This is a genomic window from Kitasatospora sp. NPDC057936, from assembly GCF_042887525.1.
GTDB lineage: Bacteria > Actinomycetota > Actinomycetes > Streptomycetales > Streptomycetaceae > Kitasatospora.
Window position 1 is genome coordinate 23,424 of the sequence record NZ_JBHVPD010000097.1, and the last position, 18,176, is coordinate 41,599.

At 72.4% G+C, this 18,176-nt stretch carries 11 protein-coding genes; 7 read left to right on the forward strand and 4 right to left on the reverse strand.

Annotated elements, in window-relative coordinates:
• Positions 1–40: 40 nt before the first annotated feature.
• Positions 41–1,093 (reverse strand): uroporphyrinogen decarboxylase, encoded by a 1,053-nt coding sequence (hemE, locus tag ACFVU9_RS36530; RefSeq protein WP_387601066.1) that lies wholly within the window; start codon positions 1,091–1,093, stop codon positions 41–43.
• Between the two features lie 197 nt (positions 1,094–1,290).
• Here hemE and ACFVU9_RS36535 point away from each other — a divergent pair, with 197 nt between their 5' ends.
• The 5 genes from ACFVU9_RS36535 (at position 1,291) to ACFVU9_RS36555 (ending at position 8,048) form a co-directional block, all read left to right on the forward strand.
• Positions 1,291–1,953, forward strand: coding sequence for a DUF3000 domain-containing protein (locus ACFVU9_RS36535; protein WP_380447875.1), 663 nt, complete (start codon positions 1,291–1,293; stop codon positions 1,951–1,953).
• A 331-nt stretch (positions 1,954–2,284) separates the two neighbouring features.
• Complete coding sequence (locus ACFVU9_RS36540) at positions 2,285–3,001, forward strand: response regulator transcription factor (protein ID WP_359975679.1); 717 nt, start codon at positions 2,285–2,287, stop codon at positions 2,999–3,001.
• Between the two features lie 166 nt (positions 3,002–3,167).
• On the forward strand, positions 3,168–4,412 hold the full coding sequence (locus ACFVU9_RS36545; RefSeq protein WP_380496619.1) for an HRDC domain-containing protein: 1,245 nt from the start codon (positions 3,168–3,170) through the stop codon (positions 4,410–4,412).
• 259 nt (positions 4,413–4,671) lie between these two features.
• Positions 4,672–5,916, forward strand: coding sequence for an acetyl-CoA C-acyltransferase (locus ACFVU9_RS36550; RefSeq protein ID WP_363655388.1), 1,245 nt, complete (start codon positions 4,672–4,674; stop codon positions 5,914–5,916).
• A gap of 2 nt (positions 5,917–5,918) precedes the next feature.
• Entirely contained in the window at positions 5,919–8,048 is a 2,130-nt protein-coding gene (locus ACFVU9_RS36555) for a 3-hydroxyacyl-CoA dehydrogenase NAD-binding domain-containing protein (protein ID WP_387601054.1), read from the forward strand.
• 132 nt (positions 8,049–8,180) lie between these two features.
• Here the strand turns inward: ACFVU9_RS36555 and ACFVU9_RS36560 are convergent, their stop codons facing one another.
• The 3 genes from ACFVU9_RS36560 to ACFVU9_RS36570 form a co-directional block, all read right to left on the reverse strand.
• Positions 8,181–9,713, reverse strand: coding sequence for an ArnT family glycosyltransferase (locus ACFVU9_RS36560; protein ID WP_380441990.1), 1,533 nt, complete (start codon positions 9,711–9,713; stop codon positions 8,181–8,183).
• Positions 9,714–9,830: 117 nt separating this feature from the next.
• Positions 9,831–11,747: a 1-deoxy-D-xylulose-5-phosphate synthase gene (dxs, locus tag ACFVU9_RS36565; RefSeq protein ID WP_380441988.1), complete on the reverse strand. Its 1,917-nt coding sequence runs from the start codon at positions 11,745–11,747 to the stop codon at positions 9,831–9,833.
• 220 nt (positions 11,748–11,967) lie between these two features.
• Positions 11,968–13,161, reverse strand: a complete 1,194-nt coding sequence (locus ACFVU9_RS36570; RefSeq protein WP_387601058.1) for an ROK family protein — start codon at positions 13,159–13,161, stop codon at positions 11,968–11,970.
• Positions 13,162–13,534: 373 nt separating this feature from the next.
• Between ACFVU9_RS36570 and ACFVU9_RS36575 the strand changes: the two genes are divergently transcribed.
• A complete protein-coding gene (locus ACFVU9_RS36575) occupies positions 13,535–15,325 on the forward strand; it encodes a PQQ-binding-like beta-propeller repeat protein (RefSeq protein WP_387601061.1) in 1,791 nt (596 codons plus the stop codon).
• Between the two features lie 178 nt (positions 15,326–15,503).
• On the forward strand, positions 15,504–18,086 hold the full coding sequence (gene pepN / locus ACFVU9_RS36580; protein WP_380506935.1) for an aminopeptidase N: 2,583 nt from the start codon (positions 15,504–15,506) through the stop codon (positions 18,084–18,086).
• Positions 18,087–18,176: the final 90 nt, after the last annotated feature.

Genomic DNA, 18,176 nt, shown 5'->3' on the forward strand with positions numbered 1-18,176 from the left:
GGCGGGCCCCTCGCCGGGAGGGGCCCGCCACCGGGGGGTGTCAGCGCTCGCTGGCCTCGTGGACGAAGGCGACGAGGCGGCTGAGGGCGTCCGGGTCCATGCTGGGCAGGACGCCGTGGCCGAGGTTGAAGATGTGGCCGCTGGTGCCGAGCGCCTGGGCGGCGTGCAGGACCTCGCGGGCCTTGGTCTCGACGACCTTGGTGGGGGCGAACAGCACGGCCGGGTCGAGGTTGCCCTGCAGGCCCTTGCCGGGGCCGACCCGCTCGGCGGCGACGTTCAGCGGCACCCGCCAGTCGACGCCGACGATGTCCGCGCCGGCCTGGCCCATCAGGCCGAGCAGCTCGCCGGTGCCGACGCCGAAGTGGATCCGGGGCACGCCGTAGTGGGCGACGGAGTCGAAGACCTTGGTGCTGGACGGCATGACCGAGCGGCGGTAGTCGTCGGGGGCGAGCGAGCCGACCCAGGAGTCGAACAGCTGGACCGCCGAGGCGCCGGCCTCGATCTGCACCTTCAGGAAGGCGGAGGTGATGTCGGCGAGCCGGTCGACGAGGGCGGCCCACAGCTCGGGCTGCCCGTACATCATGGCCTTGGTGTTCTCGTGGTTCTTGGACGGACCGCCCTCGACCAGGTAGCTGGCGAGCGTGTACGGGGCGCCGGCGAAGCCGATCAGCGGGGTGGCGCCGAGCTCCTCGACGAGCATGCCGACGGCCTCGGTGATGTAGGGGACGTCGTCCGGCTCCAGCGGGCGCAGCCGCTTGAGGTCCTCGGCGGTGCGGATCGGGTCGGCGATGACCGGCCCGACGTTCGGCTTGATCTCGACGTCGATGCCGACCGCCTTGAGCGGCACCACGATGTCGCTGAAGAAGATAGCGGCGTCCACCTTGTGCCGGCGCACCGGCTGCAGGGTGATCTCCTTGACCAGCTCGGGCCGCATGCAGGACTCCAGCATGGGGATGCCCTCGCGGACCTTCAGGTACTCGGGCAGCGAGCGGCCGGCCTGGCGCATGAACCACACCGGGGTGTGCGGCACCGGCTCGTGCCGGCAGGCGCGCAGGAACGCGGAGTCGTACGCGGCGCCGCGGCGCGCGGGGATGGTCCGGCCGTCGGGGGCGGCCGCCGTGGTGTCTGCCGTTGTCTCGCTCACGGTGCAAATCTTCGCACGCGCCCCGGACCGCCCTCCCCGGCCGGTCTCGTCGGTTCCTCCAAGATCTGGCCGGGTTTGCCGTTCCGGCACGCCGCTCGGACGGAAGTTGCGGCGATAACCCGCGTCTTCGACCTAGTCTTCGGGGCATGGCAGCGGTCGGCGGGCACCCCGCACAGGGTGGCGGAGCAGGTGGCGGAACTGGTCGGGAGGGCGTGCCGAGCGAGTTCCGGGCCGCCGTGGCGGCGTTCGACGGGGCGCGGCTGCGGCCCGAGGTGCAGCTGTCCCCCGCGCCGGCCCCGCGCCGGCTGGCCCCGCACGCGTTCGCGGTGACCGCCTCGGTCGAGGTGGACGGCGACGAGCTGGCGGACGGCCGGCTGGTGCTGCTCTACGACCCGGCCGGGCAGGAGGCCTGGAACGGGGAGTTCCGGGTGGTGACGATGACCCGGGCCGAGCTGGAGCCGGAGATGGCCGGCGACCCGATGCTGTCCGAGGTCGGCTGGGCCTGGCTGCTGGACGCGCTGCAGGCGCACGGCGCCGGGTACGCGGAGCCGTCCGGCACGGTGACCAGGTGCGCCTCGCAGTACTTCGGCGCGCTAGCGGACCGCCCTTCCTCCACCGAGATCGAGATCCGGGCCTCCTGGACGCCGGCCGACGGCCGCTTCGAGCGGCACCTGGCCGCCTGGGGGGAGCTGCTGTGCACCAGCGCGGGCCTGCCGCCGGTCGCCCCGGCCCCGCAGGCGCCCGCCGACGTCCCGTCACTCGGTGGAGTGGTCCCGATGCCCGCCCGGCGGCGTCCGCGCTCGCACTGAGGAGTGGCGTCGGGGCCGCGCGGCCACGGTCGGCCCGACGCCACCCCCAGGGCTGACGGAGTGTGACTTCGGATCGGCTCTGCGTCAATTCACCGGTCGAAAGCGATCGCCATCGACCCAATCGGGGATGAATCCGATCGATTTTGTGCGAATACCAGGCATGTCGCATCAATCATTTGCGCGATTTGTCCGTATTGTTACTCACTAGATCGTGATCTTTCGCTAAAGCCGGGCACGGTAGCTGCCGAAGCAGACTGTGACCCTTTCCGAACGCGGAACACTCCGACCGCCCCCATCGGGGTTCCGTCCGCCACTCCCCGCAGGAGGCCTGGTGTCGGTCCTTCTTGAGCACCCCGCAAACGTGGTCGCCTACCGCCCGACCAAGCCCACCGCCATGGTGGTCATCGCCGATCCGCGCGTCCGAAACACCGTCACCCGCCACCTGTGGGCGCTCGGCGTCCGCGACGTGATCGAGGTGTCCTCGATCGCCGAGGCCCGCCCCCGGGTCTCCACCCCGCGCGACATCTGCGTCGCCGACGTGCACCTGCCGGACGGCTCCGGGCTGACCATCCTGGCCGAGACCCGCGCCGCGGGCTGGCCCAACGGCCTCGCGCTCTCCGCCGCCGACGACATCGGCGCCGTCCGCAGCGCCCTGGCCGGCGGCGTCAAGGGATACGTCGTCACCGGCACCCGCACCAACGTCGCGATGCCCGGCCGCCCCGGCCTGCCGCTGGGCGCCGCCGGACTGGCCGGACGGATGCGCCGCCCCGGCATGCCGGGCGTGCCCGGTGCACCCGGAGCGCAGGGTGCCCCGGGCGCCCCCGGTGCGCCGGGCGCGCAGCCGACCGCCTACCGCGAGCTGTCCGGCCGCGAGGTCGAGGTGCTGCGGCTGGTGGCCGAGGGTCAGTCCAACAAGGCGATCGGCGTCGCCATGGGTCTGTCCGCACTGACCGTCAAGAGCCACCTGGCCCGCATCGCGCGCAAGCTCGGCACCGGCGACCGGGCCGGCATGGTCGCGGTGGCGCTGCGCACCGGGATCATCCACTGAGCCGATCGGGGCCGCGCCGTTGAACCGGAACACCGCGGCGGCTCAGGAGGAACGTTTCCTCCTGAGCCGCCGCGGCGTTCCCGGAGGTTCCGGTGGCATAGTCGGTGACCCGGTCTGACCAGTCCGACAACACTCCCGGCTCCGAGGTCCGTCGTACCCTTGGTGAGTGACCGACGCCGTAGCAGCCATCCCAGAAGAAGCAGCCCCGGTCCCGCTCCTTGAGCCCAAGGAGGGGATCCCGCCCGTCGTGGCGGACGAGGAGGCGCTGGCCGCCACCGTCGCCGCCTTCGCCGCGGGCACCGGACCGGTCGCGGTCGACGCCGAGCGGGCCTCCGGCTACCGCTACGGGCAGCGCGCGTACCTGATCCAGCTGCGCCGCGCGGGCGCCGGCACCGCGCTGATCGACCCGATCGCCTGCCCCGACCTCGGCGGGCTCGGCGCCGCCCTCGCGGACGCCGAATGGGTGGTGCACGCCGCCACCCAGGACCTGCCGTGCCTGGCCGAGGTCGGCATGAGACCGCGGCGGCTGTTCGACACCGAGCTGGCCGGACGGATCGCCGGCTTCGCACGGGTCGGCCTCGGTCCGATGACCGAGAGCGTGCTCGGCCTGAGCCTGGCCAAGGAGCACTCGGCGGTCGACTGGTCCACCCGTCCGCTGCCCGAACCGTGGCTGCGCTACGCCGCTCTGGACGTCGAGGTGCTGGTCGAGCTGCGGGACGCACTCGAACGGGAGCTGGACGCCCAGGGCAAGCTCGACTGGGCGCTGGAGGAGTTCGCCGCGATCGCCGCCGCGCCCCGTCCGGCGCCGCGCACCGACCCGTGGCGGCGCACCTCGCAGCTGCACAAGGTCCGCCGGCGTCGCCAGCTGGCCGTGGTGCGCGAACTGTGGCTGGCCCGCGACCGGATGGCGCAGGACCGCGACGTCTCGCCGGGCCGGGTCCTGTCGGACGCCGCGATCGTCAACGCCGCGCTGGCCATGCCGCTGAACATCGCCGCGCTCCAGGCCGTCCAGGGCTTCGGGCCGCGGGTGCACCGGCGCCAGCTGGAGCAGTGGCTGGCCGCCGTGCAGCGCGGCCGGGAGGTGCCGGAGAACCAGCTGCCGCCGGCCGCCGCGCCGCACGACGGGCCGCCGCCGCCGCGCGCCTGGGCCGAGAAGGACCCGGTCGCCGCCGCCCGGCTGTCCGGCGCCCGCAGCGCCGTCAGCGAGCTGGCCGAGAAGCACAACCTGCCCGCCGAGAACCTGATCACCCCGGACCTGGTCCGCCGGGTGTCCTGGGAACCGCCGGCCGACCCGGGCGCCGCCGGGGTGGCCGCCGCGCTGCGCGGCCTCGGGGCCCGGCAGTGGCAGGTCGACCTGGTCGCCCCGGTGGTGGCCGCCGCGTTCGCCGCGGCGGCGGCCGCCGAGGACTGACCCCGGGCGCGGGCCCGGCCTCGCGCGCCGGCCGAAGGGGACGCCGTCCGGACGGACGGCGTCCCCTTCGGCGCCTCCGGAGCCGCCGCCGGGGAGCGGTCCTGGTCGGACGTGTCGCGGGACACACCGGGTGAACCCTCCGAGAGGCCTGGGCAGGTTGGTTACCGACCGGTAGCATGGCGGTGAAGCGGCGCCGCTCGGGTCTTCGCCGGCGGCAGCCTGCCCACCTCAAATGTTGGTCCCTGGGAGGAGAGCCCCCGTGCCTCGTACCGCGAGGGACGTCGTCTTCGTCGATGGCGTCCGCACCCCGTTCGGCAAGGCCGGCCCGAAGGGCATCTACCACGAGACGCGCGCCGACGACCTGGTCGTCAAGTGCATCCGGGAGCTCGTGCGCCGTAACCCGAACCTGCCCGTCGAGCGCATCGACGAGGTCGCCATCGCGGCCACCACGCAGATCGGCGACCAGGGTCTGACCATCGGCCGCACCGCCGCCCTGCTGTCCGGCCTGCCCAAGTCCGTGCCCGGCTACGCGATCGACCGCATGTGCGCCGGTGCGCTGACCGCCGTCACCACCACGGCCGGCGGCATCGCCTTCGGCGCCTACGACATCGTCGTGGCCGGTGGCGTCGAGCACATGGGCCGCCACCCGATGGGCGAGGGCGTCGACCCGAACCCGCGCTTCGTCTCCGAGAAGCTGGTCGACGAGTCCGCCCTGTTCATGGGCATGACCGCGGAGAACCTGCACGACCGCTTCCCGCACATCACCAAGGAGCGCTGCGACGCCTACGCCGTGCGCTCCCAGGAGAAGGCCGCCAAGGCGTACGCCAACGGCGACATCCAGCCCGACCTGGTGCCGATCACGATCCGCAACACCAACCCCGAGGTCGGCGAGACCGGCTGGGGCCTGGCCACCGTGGACGAGCCGATGCGCCCGGGCACCACGATGGAGTCGCTGGCCGGCCTGAAGACCCCGTTCCGTCCGCACGGCAACATCACCGCGGGCAACTCGGCCGGTCTGAACGACGGTGCCACCGCCTCGCTGCTGGCCGCCGAGGACGTCGCCGAGGAGCTCGGCCTCCCGGTCAAGATGCGCCTGGTCTCCTACGCCTTCGCCGGCGTCGAGCCCGAGGTCATGGGCATCGGCCCGGTCCCGGCCACCGAGAAGGCGCTGGCCAAGGCCGGCCTCACCATCGACGACATCCAGGCCTTCGAGGTCAACGAGGCCTTCGCCGTCCAGGTGCTGTCCTTCCTCGACCACTACGGCATCGCGGACGACGACGAGCGGGTCAACCCGTTCGGCGGCGCGATCGCCTTCGGCCACCCGCTGGCCTCCTCCGGCGTCCGCCTGATGAACCAGCTGGCCCGCCGCTTCGAGCAGCGCCCGGACGTCCGCTACGGCCTCACCACGATGTGCATCGGCTTCGGCATGGGCGGCACCGTCATCTGGGAGAACCCGCATTGGAGCGGAGCGGAAAAGTCGTCTCAGGTCGAGGGTGGTAAGTGAGCATGAGCAACACCACTGAGCTGCTCCAGCAGGGCGCCGAGCTGTTCCCGGGCGAGGTCGTCACGACCGCGCACGTGCGCCACCTGGACCTGCCGCTGCAGGCCGGCAGGCTGGCCCTCATCACCCTGGACAACGGCTTCGACCACACCAAGCCGACCACCTTCGGCCCCGGCTCGCTGCTGAAGCTGAGCGAGGCGCTGGACCAGGTCGAGGCCGAGGCCGCCGAGGGCACCATCGTCGGCGCCGCGATCACCGGCAAGCCGTTCATCTTCGCCGTCGGCGCCGACCTCAAGGGCGTCGAGCTGCTCAAGGAGCACGCGGACGCGCTCGCCATCGGCAAGGGCGGCCACGAGGTCTTCAAGCGGATCGCCGCGCTGCCCGTCCCCACCTTCGCCTTCTACAACGGCGCGGCGATGGGCGGCGGCGTCGAGGTCGGCCTGCACTGCGACTACCGCACCGTGTCGGCGGGCGTCCCGGCGTTCTCGCTGCCCGAGGTCTTCCTCGGCCTCGTCCCCGGCTGGGGCGGCTGCACCATCCTGCCGAACCTGATCGGCCCCGCGAAGGCCGTCAAGGTCATCATCGAGAACTCGATGGCGCAGAACAAGCAGCTCAAGGGCAAGGACGTGTTCGAGCTGGGGATCGCCGACGCGATCTTCGAGCCGGCCGACTTCCTGGAGCAGTCGCTGCTGTGGGCGGCCAAGGTCCTCAAGGGCGACGTGGCCGTCGAGCGCGAGGCGATCGACCGCGGCAAGGCCTGGGACGACGCCGTCGCCTGGGGCCGCCTGGTCGCCGACGCCAAGGTGCACGGCGCGGCCCCGGCCGCCTACCGGGCGCTGGACATCATCGCCCAGGTCAAGGACCAGGACCTGCAGGCCGGCTTCGACGCCGAGGACGCCGCCCTGGCCGACCTGATCATGGGCGGCGAGCTGCGCAGCGGCATCTACGCCTTCAACCTGGTGCAGCGCCGGGCCAAGCGCCCGGTCGGCGCGCCGGACAAGTCGCTGGCCCGCCCGGTCTCCAAGGTCGGCGTCGTCGGCGCCGGTCTGATGGCCTCGCAGCTGGCGCTGCTGTTCGCCCGCCGTCTGGAGGTGCCGGTGGTCCTCACCGACATCGACCAGGAGCGCGTCGACAAGGGCGTCGGCTACGTCCACGCCGAGATCGACAAGCTGCTCGGCAAGGGCCGCATCGGCCAGGACAAGGCCAACCGCCTCAAGGGCCTGGTCACCGGCTCGCTCGACAAGGCCGCCGCCTTCGGCGACGCGGACTTCGTCATCGAGGCCGTGTTCGAGGAGATGGGCGTCAAGCAGACCGTCTTCGCGGACCTGGAGAACGTGGTCTCGCCGACCTGCGTGCTGGCGACCAACACCTCCTCGCTGTCGGTCACCGAGATGGCCTCGAAGCTGAAGCACCCCGAGCGGGTCGTCGGCTTCCACTTCTTCAACCCGGTCGCGATCCTGCCGCTGCTGGAGATCGTCCGCGGCGAGCGGACCGACGACGCCTCGCTGGCCACCGCCTTCGCGGTGTCGAAGAAGCTGAAGAAGACCTCGGTCCTGTGCAAGGACGCCCCGGCGTTCGTAGTGAACCGGATCCTGACCCGCTTCATGGGCGAGATCCAGAGCATCATCGACGAGGGCACCCCGATCGCCAGCGTCGAGAAGGCCGTCGAGCCGCTCGGCCTGCCGATGTCCCCGATCATGCTCCTGGAGCTGGTCGGCCCGGCCATCGCGCTGCACGTCTCGGAGACCCTGCACGGCGCCTTCCCGGAGCGGTTCTCCGTCTCCGAGAACCTCGGCAAGGTGGTCAAGGCCGGCAAGCGCGGCTTCTACACCTGGGTGGACGGCAAGCAGGTCCTCGACCCCGAGGTGCTGGAGCTGCTGGCCTTCGGCGACTCGGTGCTCACCGAGGAGCAGGTCCTCAGCCGTGCCCTGGAGGCCGTGGCGCAGGAGATCGGCCTGATGCTGGAGGAGGGTGTCGTCGCCGAGGCGCAGGACATCGACCTCTGCATGATCACCGGCGCCGGCTGGCCCTTCCACCTGGGCGGGATCACCCCGTACCTGGACCGTGAGGGCGTCTCGGAGCGGGTGAACGGCAAGCGGTTCCTCGCCCCCGGCGTGGCCTCGGTGCCCGCGTAAGGCGTAGCCCGTACGAACGGCGGAGCCCCGGTGACCTGGACGGTCACCGGGGCTCCTTCGTGCGTTCCCCCGGCCTGTCGGGCCGGGAGTGGTGTCAGTGCTTGAGGCGGGGGCCAGTGCTTCAGGCAGGGGTCAGTGCTTGAGGCGGTAGAAGACGGTGTCGCCGATGACGCCGATCATCTCGTAGTGGGTGTCCAGCAGGTTCTCGATCCTGGGGACCATCACGGGCTGGTAGGGGGCGATGCCGGAGTCGTCGACGAAGACCTCGGGCAGGCCGTTGGCCAGCTCCTTGTCGAAGGTCTGCCAGGCGTTGGAGACGCTGAACTGCTCGCCGACGTTCTGGCTGCCGTCCTTGCCGCCGCTGTAGTTGGTGAGGAAGCCGGCGGTCAGGTAGCGGGTGGCGGGCTTGCGGTCGGCCAGCCAGTACAGCTCGGGGTGCATGCCCCAGACCAGCACGGTGTCCTTCGGGGTGGTCTGGGCGGCCACCGCGGTGGCGACCTCGGTGGTGCGGCTGAGCCGCTCCCCCGGCCAGGCCAGGGCGAGGCCCCAGAAGACGGTGGAGGCGACCGTCGTGTACACCAGGACGGGCTTCCAGCGGACCGCCGAGGTGGCCACCGCGCCGGTGCCCAGGAGCACCAGCGGCGGCATCAGCTGGAGGTAGTAGTGGCCGAAGAAGTGGAAGCCCACGCTGACCGCGACGACCGACGAGAGCAGCCACACCCACAGGTCGGCGGTGGAGCCGTGCTCCTCGCCGGCGACCGGCAGCGGGCGGTGGCGGTGCTTGAGCCACAGGCGCCGGCCCACCGGGAGCAGGAAGCCCAGGCCGGCGGCGACCAGGATGGCCGAGTTGCCGAGCGCGCGGCCGGTCATCTGCAGCCAGGCGCCGCCGAAGGAGGCGTAGTCCCCGCTGCCGGTGACCACCCAGAAGAGGAAGCCCTTGGGCTTGGTCAGGATGACCGCGACGAGCGCTATCGGCAGCGCGAAGCCGAAGCCGATCTTGAACAGGGCGGGCGGCCAGCGCACCCCGCGGCGGCGGGCGTCCTGGAGGAGCATCCACAGCACCGGGAGCAGCACCGCGCCGCCGGTCTGCTTGGTCAGCGAGCAAAGCGCGACCGCGATGCCGGCGGCCAGCCAACGGCGGCGCTCGGCGTAGCGGAAGGCGGCCACCATGGCGGGCAGCATGAAGACCTCGAAGGTCGCCGCCTGGGTGTCCTCCGGGGAGAGCCCGATGGACACCAGCAGGTAGAGCAGCCCGGCGCCGGCGCCGGCCCGGTTGCCCCAGCGGCCGCGGGCGATGGAGGCCAGCAGGATCGCGGTGACCAGGTGGGCGACCACCGCGAGGGTGCGCAGCGGCCACAGCGAGGCGGAGCCGAAGACGGCGAAGCAGGCCTGGTAGAGCCAGGGCAGCAGCGGCGGCTTGCGGTCGACCACGGTGTCGTACAGGACCCCGCCGTCGGCCAGCATCCGGGCCTGGGTGGCCAGGAAGCCCTCGTCGGGGCTCCACACCGGCCGGGCGAACGAGGGGATGTGGGTGGCGAGCGCCACCAGTGCCAGCACCGGCACCAGCCTGGTCCAGTACCCGGTGGTGACGTGGGTACGGACGCGCTCGGGCAGGCGCTGGGCCAGCCCGGCGAGGCGGGGGTGGGTGGGGGTGGTCGGCACCATCACAACCTACCGGGCGGGATCGGCGCGGGCAGCGCCGGTCCCGCCTTTCGGTGCGATTATCGGCTCGTCTTGTGACGAGCTGTTACAGAGTTGGGGCAAACGGCCCTGCGACGGGGCTCAGGCCTCGACGCGGGCCTCCGTGGCGGCCTTGTCCAGACCGGCCACCAGAGCGGTCACCTTGCGGGCGATGTCCGGGGCGTTGAGGCCGATCTCCGCCAGGATCTCGGCCCGGGTCGCGTGGTCCAGGAACTCCTGCGGGATGCCGAAGTCGCGCACCGGCAGGTCCACGTCGGCGTCGCGCAGCGCCTGCGCCACGGCGGCGCCGACGCCGCCCGCGCGGCCGTTGTCCTCGATCGTGACGACGGCGCGGTGCTCGGCGGCCAGGCCCGGCAGGGCCGGGTCGACCGGCTTGACCCAGCGCGGGTCCACCACGGTCGCGGTGATGCCCTGGGCGGCCAGCAGGTCGGCGACCTCCAGGCTGGTGCCGGCCATCGCGCCGACCGAGACGATCAGCACGTCGGCGCGGTGCGCCCCGGCGGACTCCTCCGCGGCGCGCAGCACGTCCATGCCGCCCACCCGGCCGACGGCGGCGACGGCCGGGCCGACGGTGCCCTTGGAGTAGCGCACGACCGTCGGCGCGTCCTCGACCTCGACGGCCTCGCGCAGCTGGGCGCGCAGCTGGTCGGCGTCGCGCGGGGCGGCCAGGCGCAGGGTCGGGACGACCTGCAGGATCGACATGTCCCACATGCCGTTGTGGGAGGCGCCGTCGCTGCCGGTGACGCCGGCCCGGTCGAGCACGAAGGTGACGCCCAGCTTGTGCAGGGCCACGTCCATCAGGACCTGGTCGAAGGCGCGGTTCAGGAAGGTCGCGTAGACGGCGACGACGGGGTGCAGGCCGCCGGTGGCCAGGCCGGCGGCGCTGGTGACGGCGTGCTGCTCGGCGATGCCGACGTCGAAGATCCGCTTCGGGAAGGCCTCCGCGAACGGGGCCAGGCCGACCGGGTGGAGCATGGCGGCGGTGATGCCGACCACGTCCTCGCGCTCGCGGCCGATCGCGACCATCTCCTCGGCGAAGACGGACGTCCAGTCCTTGCCCGCGCTCTTGATCGGCAGGCCGGTCTCCGGGTGGATCACGCCGACCGCGTGGAAGCGGTCCTCGTCGTTGTTCTCGGCGGCGTGGTAGCCGCGGCCCTTCTCGGTGAGGCAGTGGACGATCACCGGGCCGCCGAAGCCGCGCGCCTTGGTCAGCGCGGACTCCAGGGCGGTGAGGTCGTGGCCGTCGATCGGGCCGATGTACTTGAGGCCGAGGTCCTCGAACATGCCCTGCGGGGCGATGAAGTCCTTGAGGCCCTTCTTGGCGCCGTGCAGCGTCTCGAAGAGCTGCTGGCCGACCACCGGGGTGCGCTGGAGCGCGTCCTTGCCCCAGGACAGGAAGCGCTCGTAGCCCTGGGTGGTGCGCAGCGTGGAGAGGTGGTTGGCCATGCCGCCGATGGTCGGCGAGTAGGAGCGCTCGTTGTCGTTGACGACGATGACGACCGGGCGGTCCGTGGCGTCGGCGATGTTGTTGATCGCCTCCCAGGCCATGCCGCCGGTGAGGGCGCCGTCGCCGATGACCGCGACGACCGGGTCGCTGTTGCCCTTGAGCTGGTTGGCCTTGGCCAGGCCGTCGGCGTAGGAGAGCACGGTGGAGGCGTGCGAGTTCTCGATCACGTCGTGCTCGGACTCGGCGCGGGACGGGTAGCCCGACAGGCCGCCCTTCATCCGCAGCATCGAGAAGTCCTGGCGGCCGGTGAGCAGCTTGTGGACGTAGCTCTGGTGGCCGGTGTCGAAGAGGATGCGGTCGCGCGGGGAGTCGAAGACCCGGTGCAGCGCGATGGTGAGCTCCACCACGCCGAGGTTGGGGCCGAGGTGGCCGCCCGTCTTGGAGACCTCCGTCACCAGGAAGGTCCGGATCTCCTGCGCCAGTGCGGCCAGCTGTCCGGGCGTGAGCCGGTCGAGATCGCGCGGTCCCCGAATGCGGGTCAGCAGGGCCACCCGTTCCTCCTCGTTCAGTGTTCGCGGACCGCGGCCGGTCCGACGGGCGTCGCTGCCCGGTGTGCCGGTGCGCCTCGACGGTCCGCTGCGACGGTCGTGGTCGGTGCCGACCGGTCGAGTCTAATGTCCGCCTGCCGGACACCGAGCGGCGCGCCCGGTGCCACCGGCCGGCCATGGACGATCCCCGAGGTGACGGGGGTCCGGGCGGGAGCGGGTCGCGTCAATTCCGATTGACGGAGGCGGCGGCGAGGGCGCCCGACTCCCCCATCTCGCTCATGACGAGCGCCAGCGCGCCCAGCACCTCCGCGCGGCCGCCCAGGGTGCCCGGCACCACGGACAGCTGGCGGGCGGCGCTCGGGATCGCGTAGCGGGCGACCGAGTCCCGGATCGGGGCCAGCACCAGCTCACCGGCCTCGGCGAGGTCGCCGCCGAGGATCACCCGGCGCGGGTTGAGCAGGTTGCACAGGGTGGCGACGCCGGTGCCGATCTGCCGGCCCGCGTCGGCGATCACCCGGCGGCAGCCGAGGTCGCCCTGGTGGGCCAGCTCGACCACCCTGGGCAGGGTGAGGTCGGGGCCGAGGGTCGAGGAGAGCAGGGAGAGCAGGTAGCGGGAGCCGACGAAGGTCTCCAGGCAGCCGCGGTTGCCGCAGCGGCAGACCGGGCCGGCCTCGTCCAGCGTGATGTGCCCTATCTCACCGGCGGTGCCGCCCGGGCCGCGGTAGATCTGGCCGTTGACCACCAGGCCGGCGCCGACCCCGCTGGCGATCTTGATGTAGGCGAGGTCGCTCAGACCGCGGCCGGCGCCCCAGACCAGCTCGCCGAGCGCGCCGAGGTTGGCGTCGTTGTCGACGTGCACCGACATGCCGAGCCGCTCGGCCAGCTCGCGGCCGGGGGCGATGCCCGTCCAGCCGGGCAGGATCGCGGTGGAGCCGAGTGCGCCGGTCTCCACGTCGATCGGGCCGGGCACGCCGAGGCCGACGCCGATCACCTTGTCCGGGCGGAAGCCGGCCTGCGCCAGGAGCCGATCGACCATGGCCTCGGCGCGGTCGAAGCCCTGGGCGGCGGAGACGTCGACGTCGATCGGGGCGCTCTCCTCGGCGAGCACCCGGTGCGCGAGGTTGCCGACCGCGACCCGCAGGTGGGTGTGGCCGAAATCGATGCCGACGACGATGCCGGCGTCGCCGCTGAGCGAGACGCTGCGGGCCCGGCGGCCGCCGGAGGAGGTGTCGGCGACGACGACGGTGCCGCTCTCCTTCAGTTCCCGCACGATGTTGGAGACGGTGGCCGCCGAGAGGCCGGTGCCGCGGGCGATCTCGGCCTGGGTCAGCGAGCCGGCCATCCGCACGGCCCGCAGCACGCGCTCCAGGTTCGCCCGGTGCAGCGATGACTGCGAGCCCGGTGTGTCCGTCGCCATGATCCACCATCCCAGAGGGGCGGGGACCCCTCCGCCGGGCGTCCCCTTCAACTCCTGAAGCCTACGGCTCCGGGTGGGAGGTAGGGGTGCTGGAGGCGGGATCAGGGGGCGGCGAGGGTGACGGCGGGCGGCGGAGGAGGCGGCGGGAGGGGCGCGGCCGGGCGGGGACGGGGGGCGTTCGGGGTGGCCGGCGGGGTCGTCAGGTCACGGTGGGGTTGAGGTGGTGGGGGGATCCCGGGGAGGTCCGGGGGCTTTCGGGCTCCTGCCGACAGCCGAAAACCGGTCACCACTACCATGGTGCCCAATCTCACGCGTCCCACCGGACCGCGGACGGTACCGGCAGGGGACGAATCCAGACATGACGGGGAATCAGATGGCAGGGGATCACCCTACGCCGGGGGCAGGCGAAACACCGGGCAGCGGCCCGCAGGAACACCGCGGCGTCTCGTTCGGGCGCCAGCCCGGCGTCGACCCGGCCGCCGTCGCCGACCAGATGACGCAGCTGGACGGCTCGGCGATCCCGGGACCGGCGGCGCCCGCGGGACCGCCGGCCCAGCCGGCGGCGCCGCCGGCCGCACCGCCGACCGGCCCGGCCTACGCGCCGACCGCCGCCGCCTTCCCCTCCCAGGCCCCGCCGCCGCCCCCGGCCAGCGCGCCCGTCGGCCCGTACGACCCGGTGCCCGGCGGCTACCAGGCGCCCGACGCCGGGCAGTCCTACGGCGGCGGCTACGGCTACCCGCAGGAGCAGCAGAGCGGCTACGCCTACCCGACCACGCCGGTGCCGGCCGTGCCGAAGCAGCGCAACCCCGTCATGGTGTGGGGCGGCATCATCGGCGGCGTGCTCGCGATCGCCATCGTCGCCGCGCTGGTCGTGCTGTTCCAGCAGAAGGACAACCCCGACAACCCGGTCGCGAACACCGGCGGGACCACCACCGGCACCTCCGGCGACGGCGGCAGCACCAGCACCGGGACCAGCAGCGGCACCAGCGGCAACGGCGGCACGGGCGGCAGCGGTGCCAGCTACAACGTCGCCTGGTCCGTCCCCAAGGCCACCGACTCGGACGGCAGCACCCAGATGCTCGGCATCTGGGCCACCGACAAGCTCGCCGTGCGCGTGGACTCCAACGGCATCCGCGCGTACAACCTGTCCGACGGCAAGCCCGCGTGGTCCATCCCGGTGCCGAACGGCGCCAAGGAGCTGTGCGCCGCGTCGAACAGCACCAACTCCAAGAACATCGGCGCCGTCGCCTTCAACACCGGTGACAGCGACTGCTCCACCATGGCCGCTGTCGACCTCACCTCGGGCAAGCTGACCTGGAGCGTCAAGGTCTCCAACGACCGGCTCTCCTCCCCGACCCTGTCCGTCACCGACAAGGTCGTCGCGATCGGCGGCCGGCTGGTCGGCGCGGTCAGCATCGACAACGGCAGCACCGTCTGGTCGTGGAAGCCGCGCGACAGCAGCTGCACCGTGACGGGCCGCACCGCCGCCGCCCAGATCGTGATCAGCGACCGCTGCTACGAGAGCAGCCCGAAGTCCCAGCTGTACGTGGTGGACTCGGAGACCGGCGCGCAGAAGAGCACGCCGCTCGCGCTCGCCGGCAGCATCGAGGCGGTCGACAAGGTCGTCTCCGCGGATCCGCTGGTGGTGCTCATGACCAACGGCACCAACGGCGACTACGTCCTGCCGTTCGACAAGAGCGACAAGCCGGGCAACCCGATGTCGGTCAAGGAGCCCGGCTCCGACAGCCTGCGCCTGACCGGCCTGAGCGACGCGATCAGGGCGAACGTCGTCAGCGGGAACATCCTGTACGCGCAGGTCACCGGGACCAAGGACGCCGTCAACGCGTACGACCTGACCACCGGCAAGCGGCTGTGGTCGGCCGCCAACCCGACGGCCAACCAGGACATCCGGCTCGTCTCCGGGTACGACAAGGACGGCAAGGTCCGCGCCATCCTCACCCAGGGGTACAAGAAGCCCGCCCGGCTCGTGACCCTCTCGCCGACCGACGGCTCGATGACCGACCTCGGGACCCTGGCCATGCCGGACGGCATGGACATCGGCGCCAGCCTGAACGAGTACAAGATGGCGCAGGACGCCAGCGAGGTCATCACCTTCTCGCGGTACGGCTCGGACTCGCCGCTCACCAAGTGGGCGAAGAAGTGACGACGGACTGACGTCGCTCCCGGGGAGGGGCGGGTCGGGGCTTCGGCCCCGGCCCGCCCCTCCTTCGTCGTCCCCCCGCCATTGCGCGGCCCGGGCCGTCCGCCCGCGATTATTCGGCGGGCCCGCGCGTTGCCCATGGGAAGATGCGCAACACCAGCCCGACGAAGGAGTTCAGCGAGTGCCCGGCACCAACCTGACCCGTGAGGAGGCCCGCACCCGGGCCGACCTCCTGCACGTGGACGCGTACGACATCGAGCTCGACCTCGGCACCGCCCGCGAGGGCGGGACCTTCCGGTCCACCACCGTCGTCCGGTTCACCGCCACGACCCCCGGCGCGGACACGTTCATCGACCTCGTCGCCCCGGGCGTCGAGGAGATCACCCTCAACGGCGCCGCGCTCGACCCCGCGAGCTTCGCCGACAGCCGCATCCCGCTGCCGGGCCTCGCGGCCGAGAACGAGCTGCGCGTCGTCGCGAACTGCGCCTACACCAACACCGGCGAGGGCCTGCACCGCTTCGTCGACCCGGTCGACGGAGAGACCTACCTGTACACCCAGTTCGAGGTGCCGGACGCCCGCCGCGTCTTCGCCAACTTCGAGCAGCCCGACCTGAAGGCCGCGTTCACCTTCACCGTCACCGCCCCCGAGGGCTGGGTCGTCGTCTCCAACTCGCCGACGCCGCAGCCGACCGGCGACGGGGACACCCGGGTGTGGGCCTTCGAGCCGACCGGCCGCATCTCCACCTACATCACCGCGCTGATCGCCGGCCCCTACGTCGGCGTGTTCGACAGCTACGAGAACGGCGACCAGAAGGTGCCGCTCGGCGTCTACTGCCGGCCCTCGCTGCGCGAATTCCTCGACGCCGAGGCCGTGTTCGAGGTCACCAAGCAGGGATTCGACTACTTCCAGGAGAAGTTCGACTACCCCTACCCGTTCGCCAAGTACGACCAGCTGTTCGTCCCGGAGTTCAACGCCGGCGCGATGGAGAACGCGGGCGCCGTCACCCTGCGCGACCAGTACGTGTTCCGCTCCAAGGTCACCGACGCCGCCTACGAGGCCCGCGCCGCGACGATCCTGCACGAGCTCGCCCACATGTGGTTCGGCGACCTCGTCACCATGGAGTGGTGGAACGACCTCTGGCTGAACGAGTCCTTCGCGACCTTCGCCGAGGCCGTCTGCCAGGCCGAGGCGCCCGGCTCCCGGTGGCCGCACTCCTGGACCACCTTCGCCAACCAGATGAAGACCTGGGCGTACCGGCAGGACCAGCTGCCGTCCACCCACCCGATCATGGCCGACATCAACGACCTGGAGGACGTCCAGGTCAACTTCGACGGCATCACGTACGCCAAGGGCGCCTCGGTGCTCAAGCAGCTCGTCGCCTACGTCGGCCAGGACGCCTTCTTCCAGGGCGTGCAGGCCTACTTCAAGCGCCACGCCTGGGGCAACACCCGCCTCGGCGACCTCCTCGGCGCGCTGGAGGAGGCCAGCGGACGCGACCTCAAGGCGTGGTCCAAGGCCTGGCTGGAGACCGCCGGCATCAACGTGCTGCACCCCTCGATCGTCCTGAACACCGACGGCGAGATCGAGTCCTTCACCGTCCTCCAGGAGGCCCCCGCCCTCCCCGCCGGCGCCAAGGGCGAGGCCGTGCTGCGCCCGCACCGCATCGCCATCGGCCTGTACGAACTCGCCGACGGCGACACCCTGGTGCGCACCGACCGGATCGAGCTCGACGTCGACGGGCCGCGCACCGAGGTGCCGGAGCTCGTCGGACGGCACCGGCCGGCCGTCGTCCTGCTCAACGACGACGACCTCTCCTACGCCAAGATCCGGCTCGACGAGGACTCGCTCGCCGTCGTCACCGAACACCTCGGCGCCTTCACCGAGTCGCTGCCCCGCGCCCTGTGCTGGGCCTCCGCCTGGGACATGACCCGCGACGGCGAACTCGCCGCCCGCGACTACCTGGCGCTCGCGCTCTCCGGCATCGGGCGCGAGAGCGACATCGGCGTCGTCCAGTCCGTGCAACGGCAGGTCAAGCTCGCCCTCGACGCCTACACCGACCCGGCCTGGCGCGAGGAGGGCCTCGCCCGCTGGGCCGCCGCCGCCGAGGAGCACCTGCGGGCCGCCGAGCCCGGCAGCGACCACCAGCTGGCCTGGGCCCGCACGCTCTCCTCCGTCGCCCGCACCGACGCCCAGCTCGACCTGCTCGCCGGGCTGCTCGCCGGGACCACCGAGATCAAGGGCCTGGCCGTCGACACCGAGCTGCGCTGGACCCTGCTGGTCCGGCTCTCGGCCACCGGACGCGCCGACGAGGCGGCCGTCGCCGCCGAGCTGGCGCGCGACAACACCGCGGCCGGCCAGGAGCACGCCGCCACCTGCCGCGCGGCCCGGCCCACCGCCGAGGCCAAGGCGCAGGCGTGGGCGGCGGTCGTCGAGTCCGACACGCTCACCAACTACGTGCAGGAGGCCACCATCGCCGGCTTCCAGCAGGCCGACCAGCGGGAGCTGCTCGCACCGTACGCGGCGAAGTACTTCGACGCCGTCAAGGGCGTCTGGGAGACCCGCAGCCACGAGATCTCACAGCAGATCATCGGCGGGCTGTACCCGGCGCTGCAGGTGTCGCAGGCGACGGTCGACGCCACCGACGCGTGGCTGGCCGCGGCCGAGCCGGCGCCGGCGCTGCGGCGCCAGGTCGTCGAGGCGAGGGCCGGGGTCGAGCGGGCGCTGCGGGCGCAGGCCGCCGACCGGGCGGCCGGGGCGCGCTAGGGCCTGTTTTAGAAGGCGTCGAAGGTGTGCCTTGTTGGCCGCCCGGGGAAGCTCCGGGCGGCCAACCAGAGGATGAGGTCGCGGGCGATC

Bases quoted from the DNA above. Each gene is read 5' to 3' on its own strand.
- ACFVU9_RS36535 (WP_380447875.1), top strand. From the start codon at position 1,291: ATGGCAGCGGTCGGCGGGCACCCCGCACAGGGTGGCGGAGCAGGTGGC.
- ACFVU9_RS36555 (WP_387601054.1), top strand. From the start codon at position 5,919: ATGAGCAACACCACTGAGCTGCTCCAGCAGGGCGCCGAGCTGTTCCCG.
- ACFVU9_RS36560 (WP_380441990.1), bottom strand. From the start codon at position 9,713: ATGGTGCCGACCACCCCCACCCACCCCCGCCTCGCCGGGCTGGCCCAG.
- ACFVU9_RS36570 (WP_387601058.1), bottom strand. From the start codon at position 13,161: ATGGCGACGGACACACCGGGCTCGCAGTCATCGCTGCACCGGGCGAAC.
- ACFVU9_RS36575 (WP_387601061.1), top strand. From the start codon at position 13,535: ATGGCAGGGGATCACCCTACGCCGGGGGCAGGCGAAACACCGGGCAGC.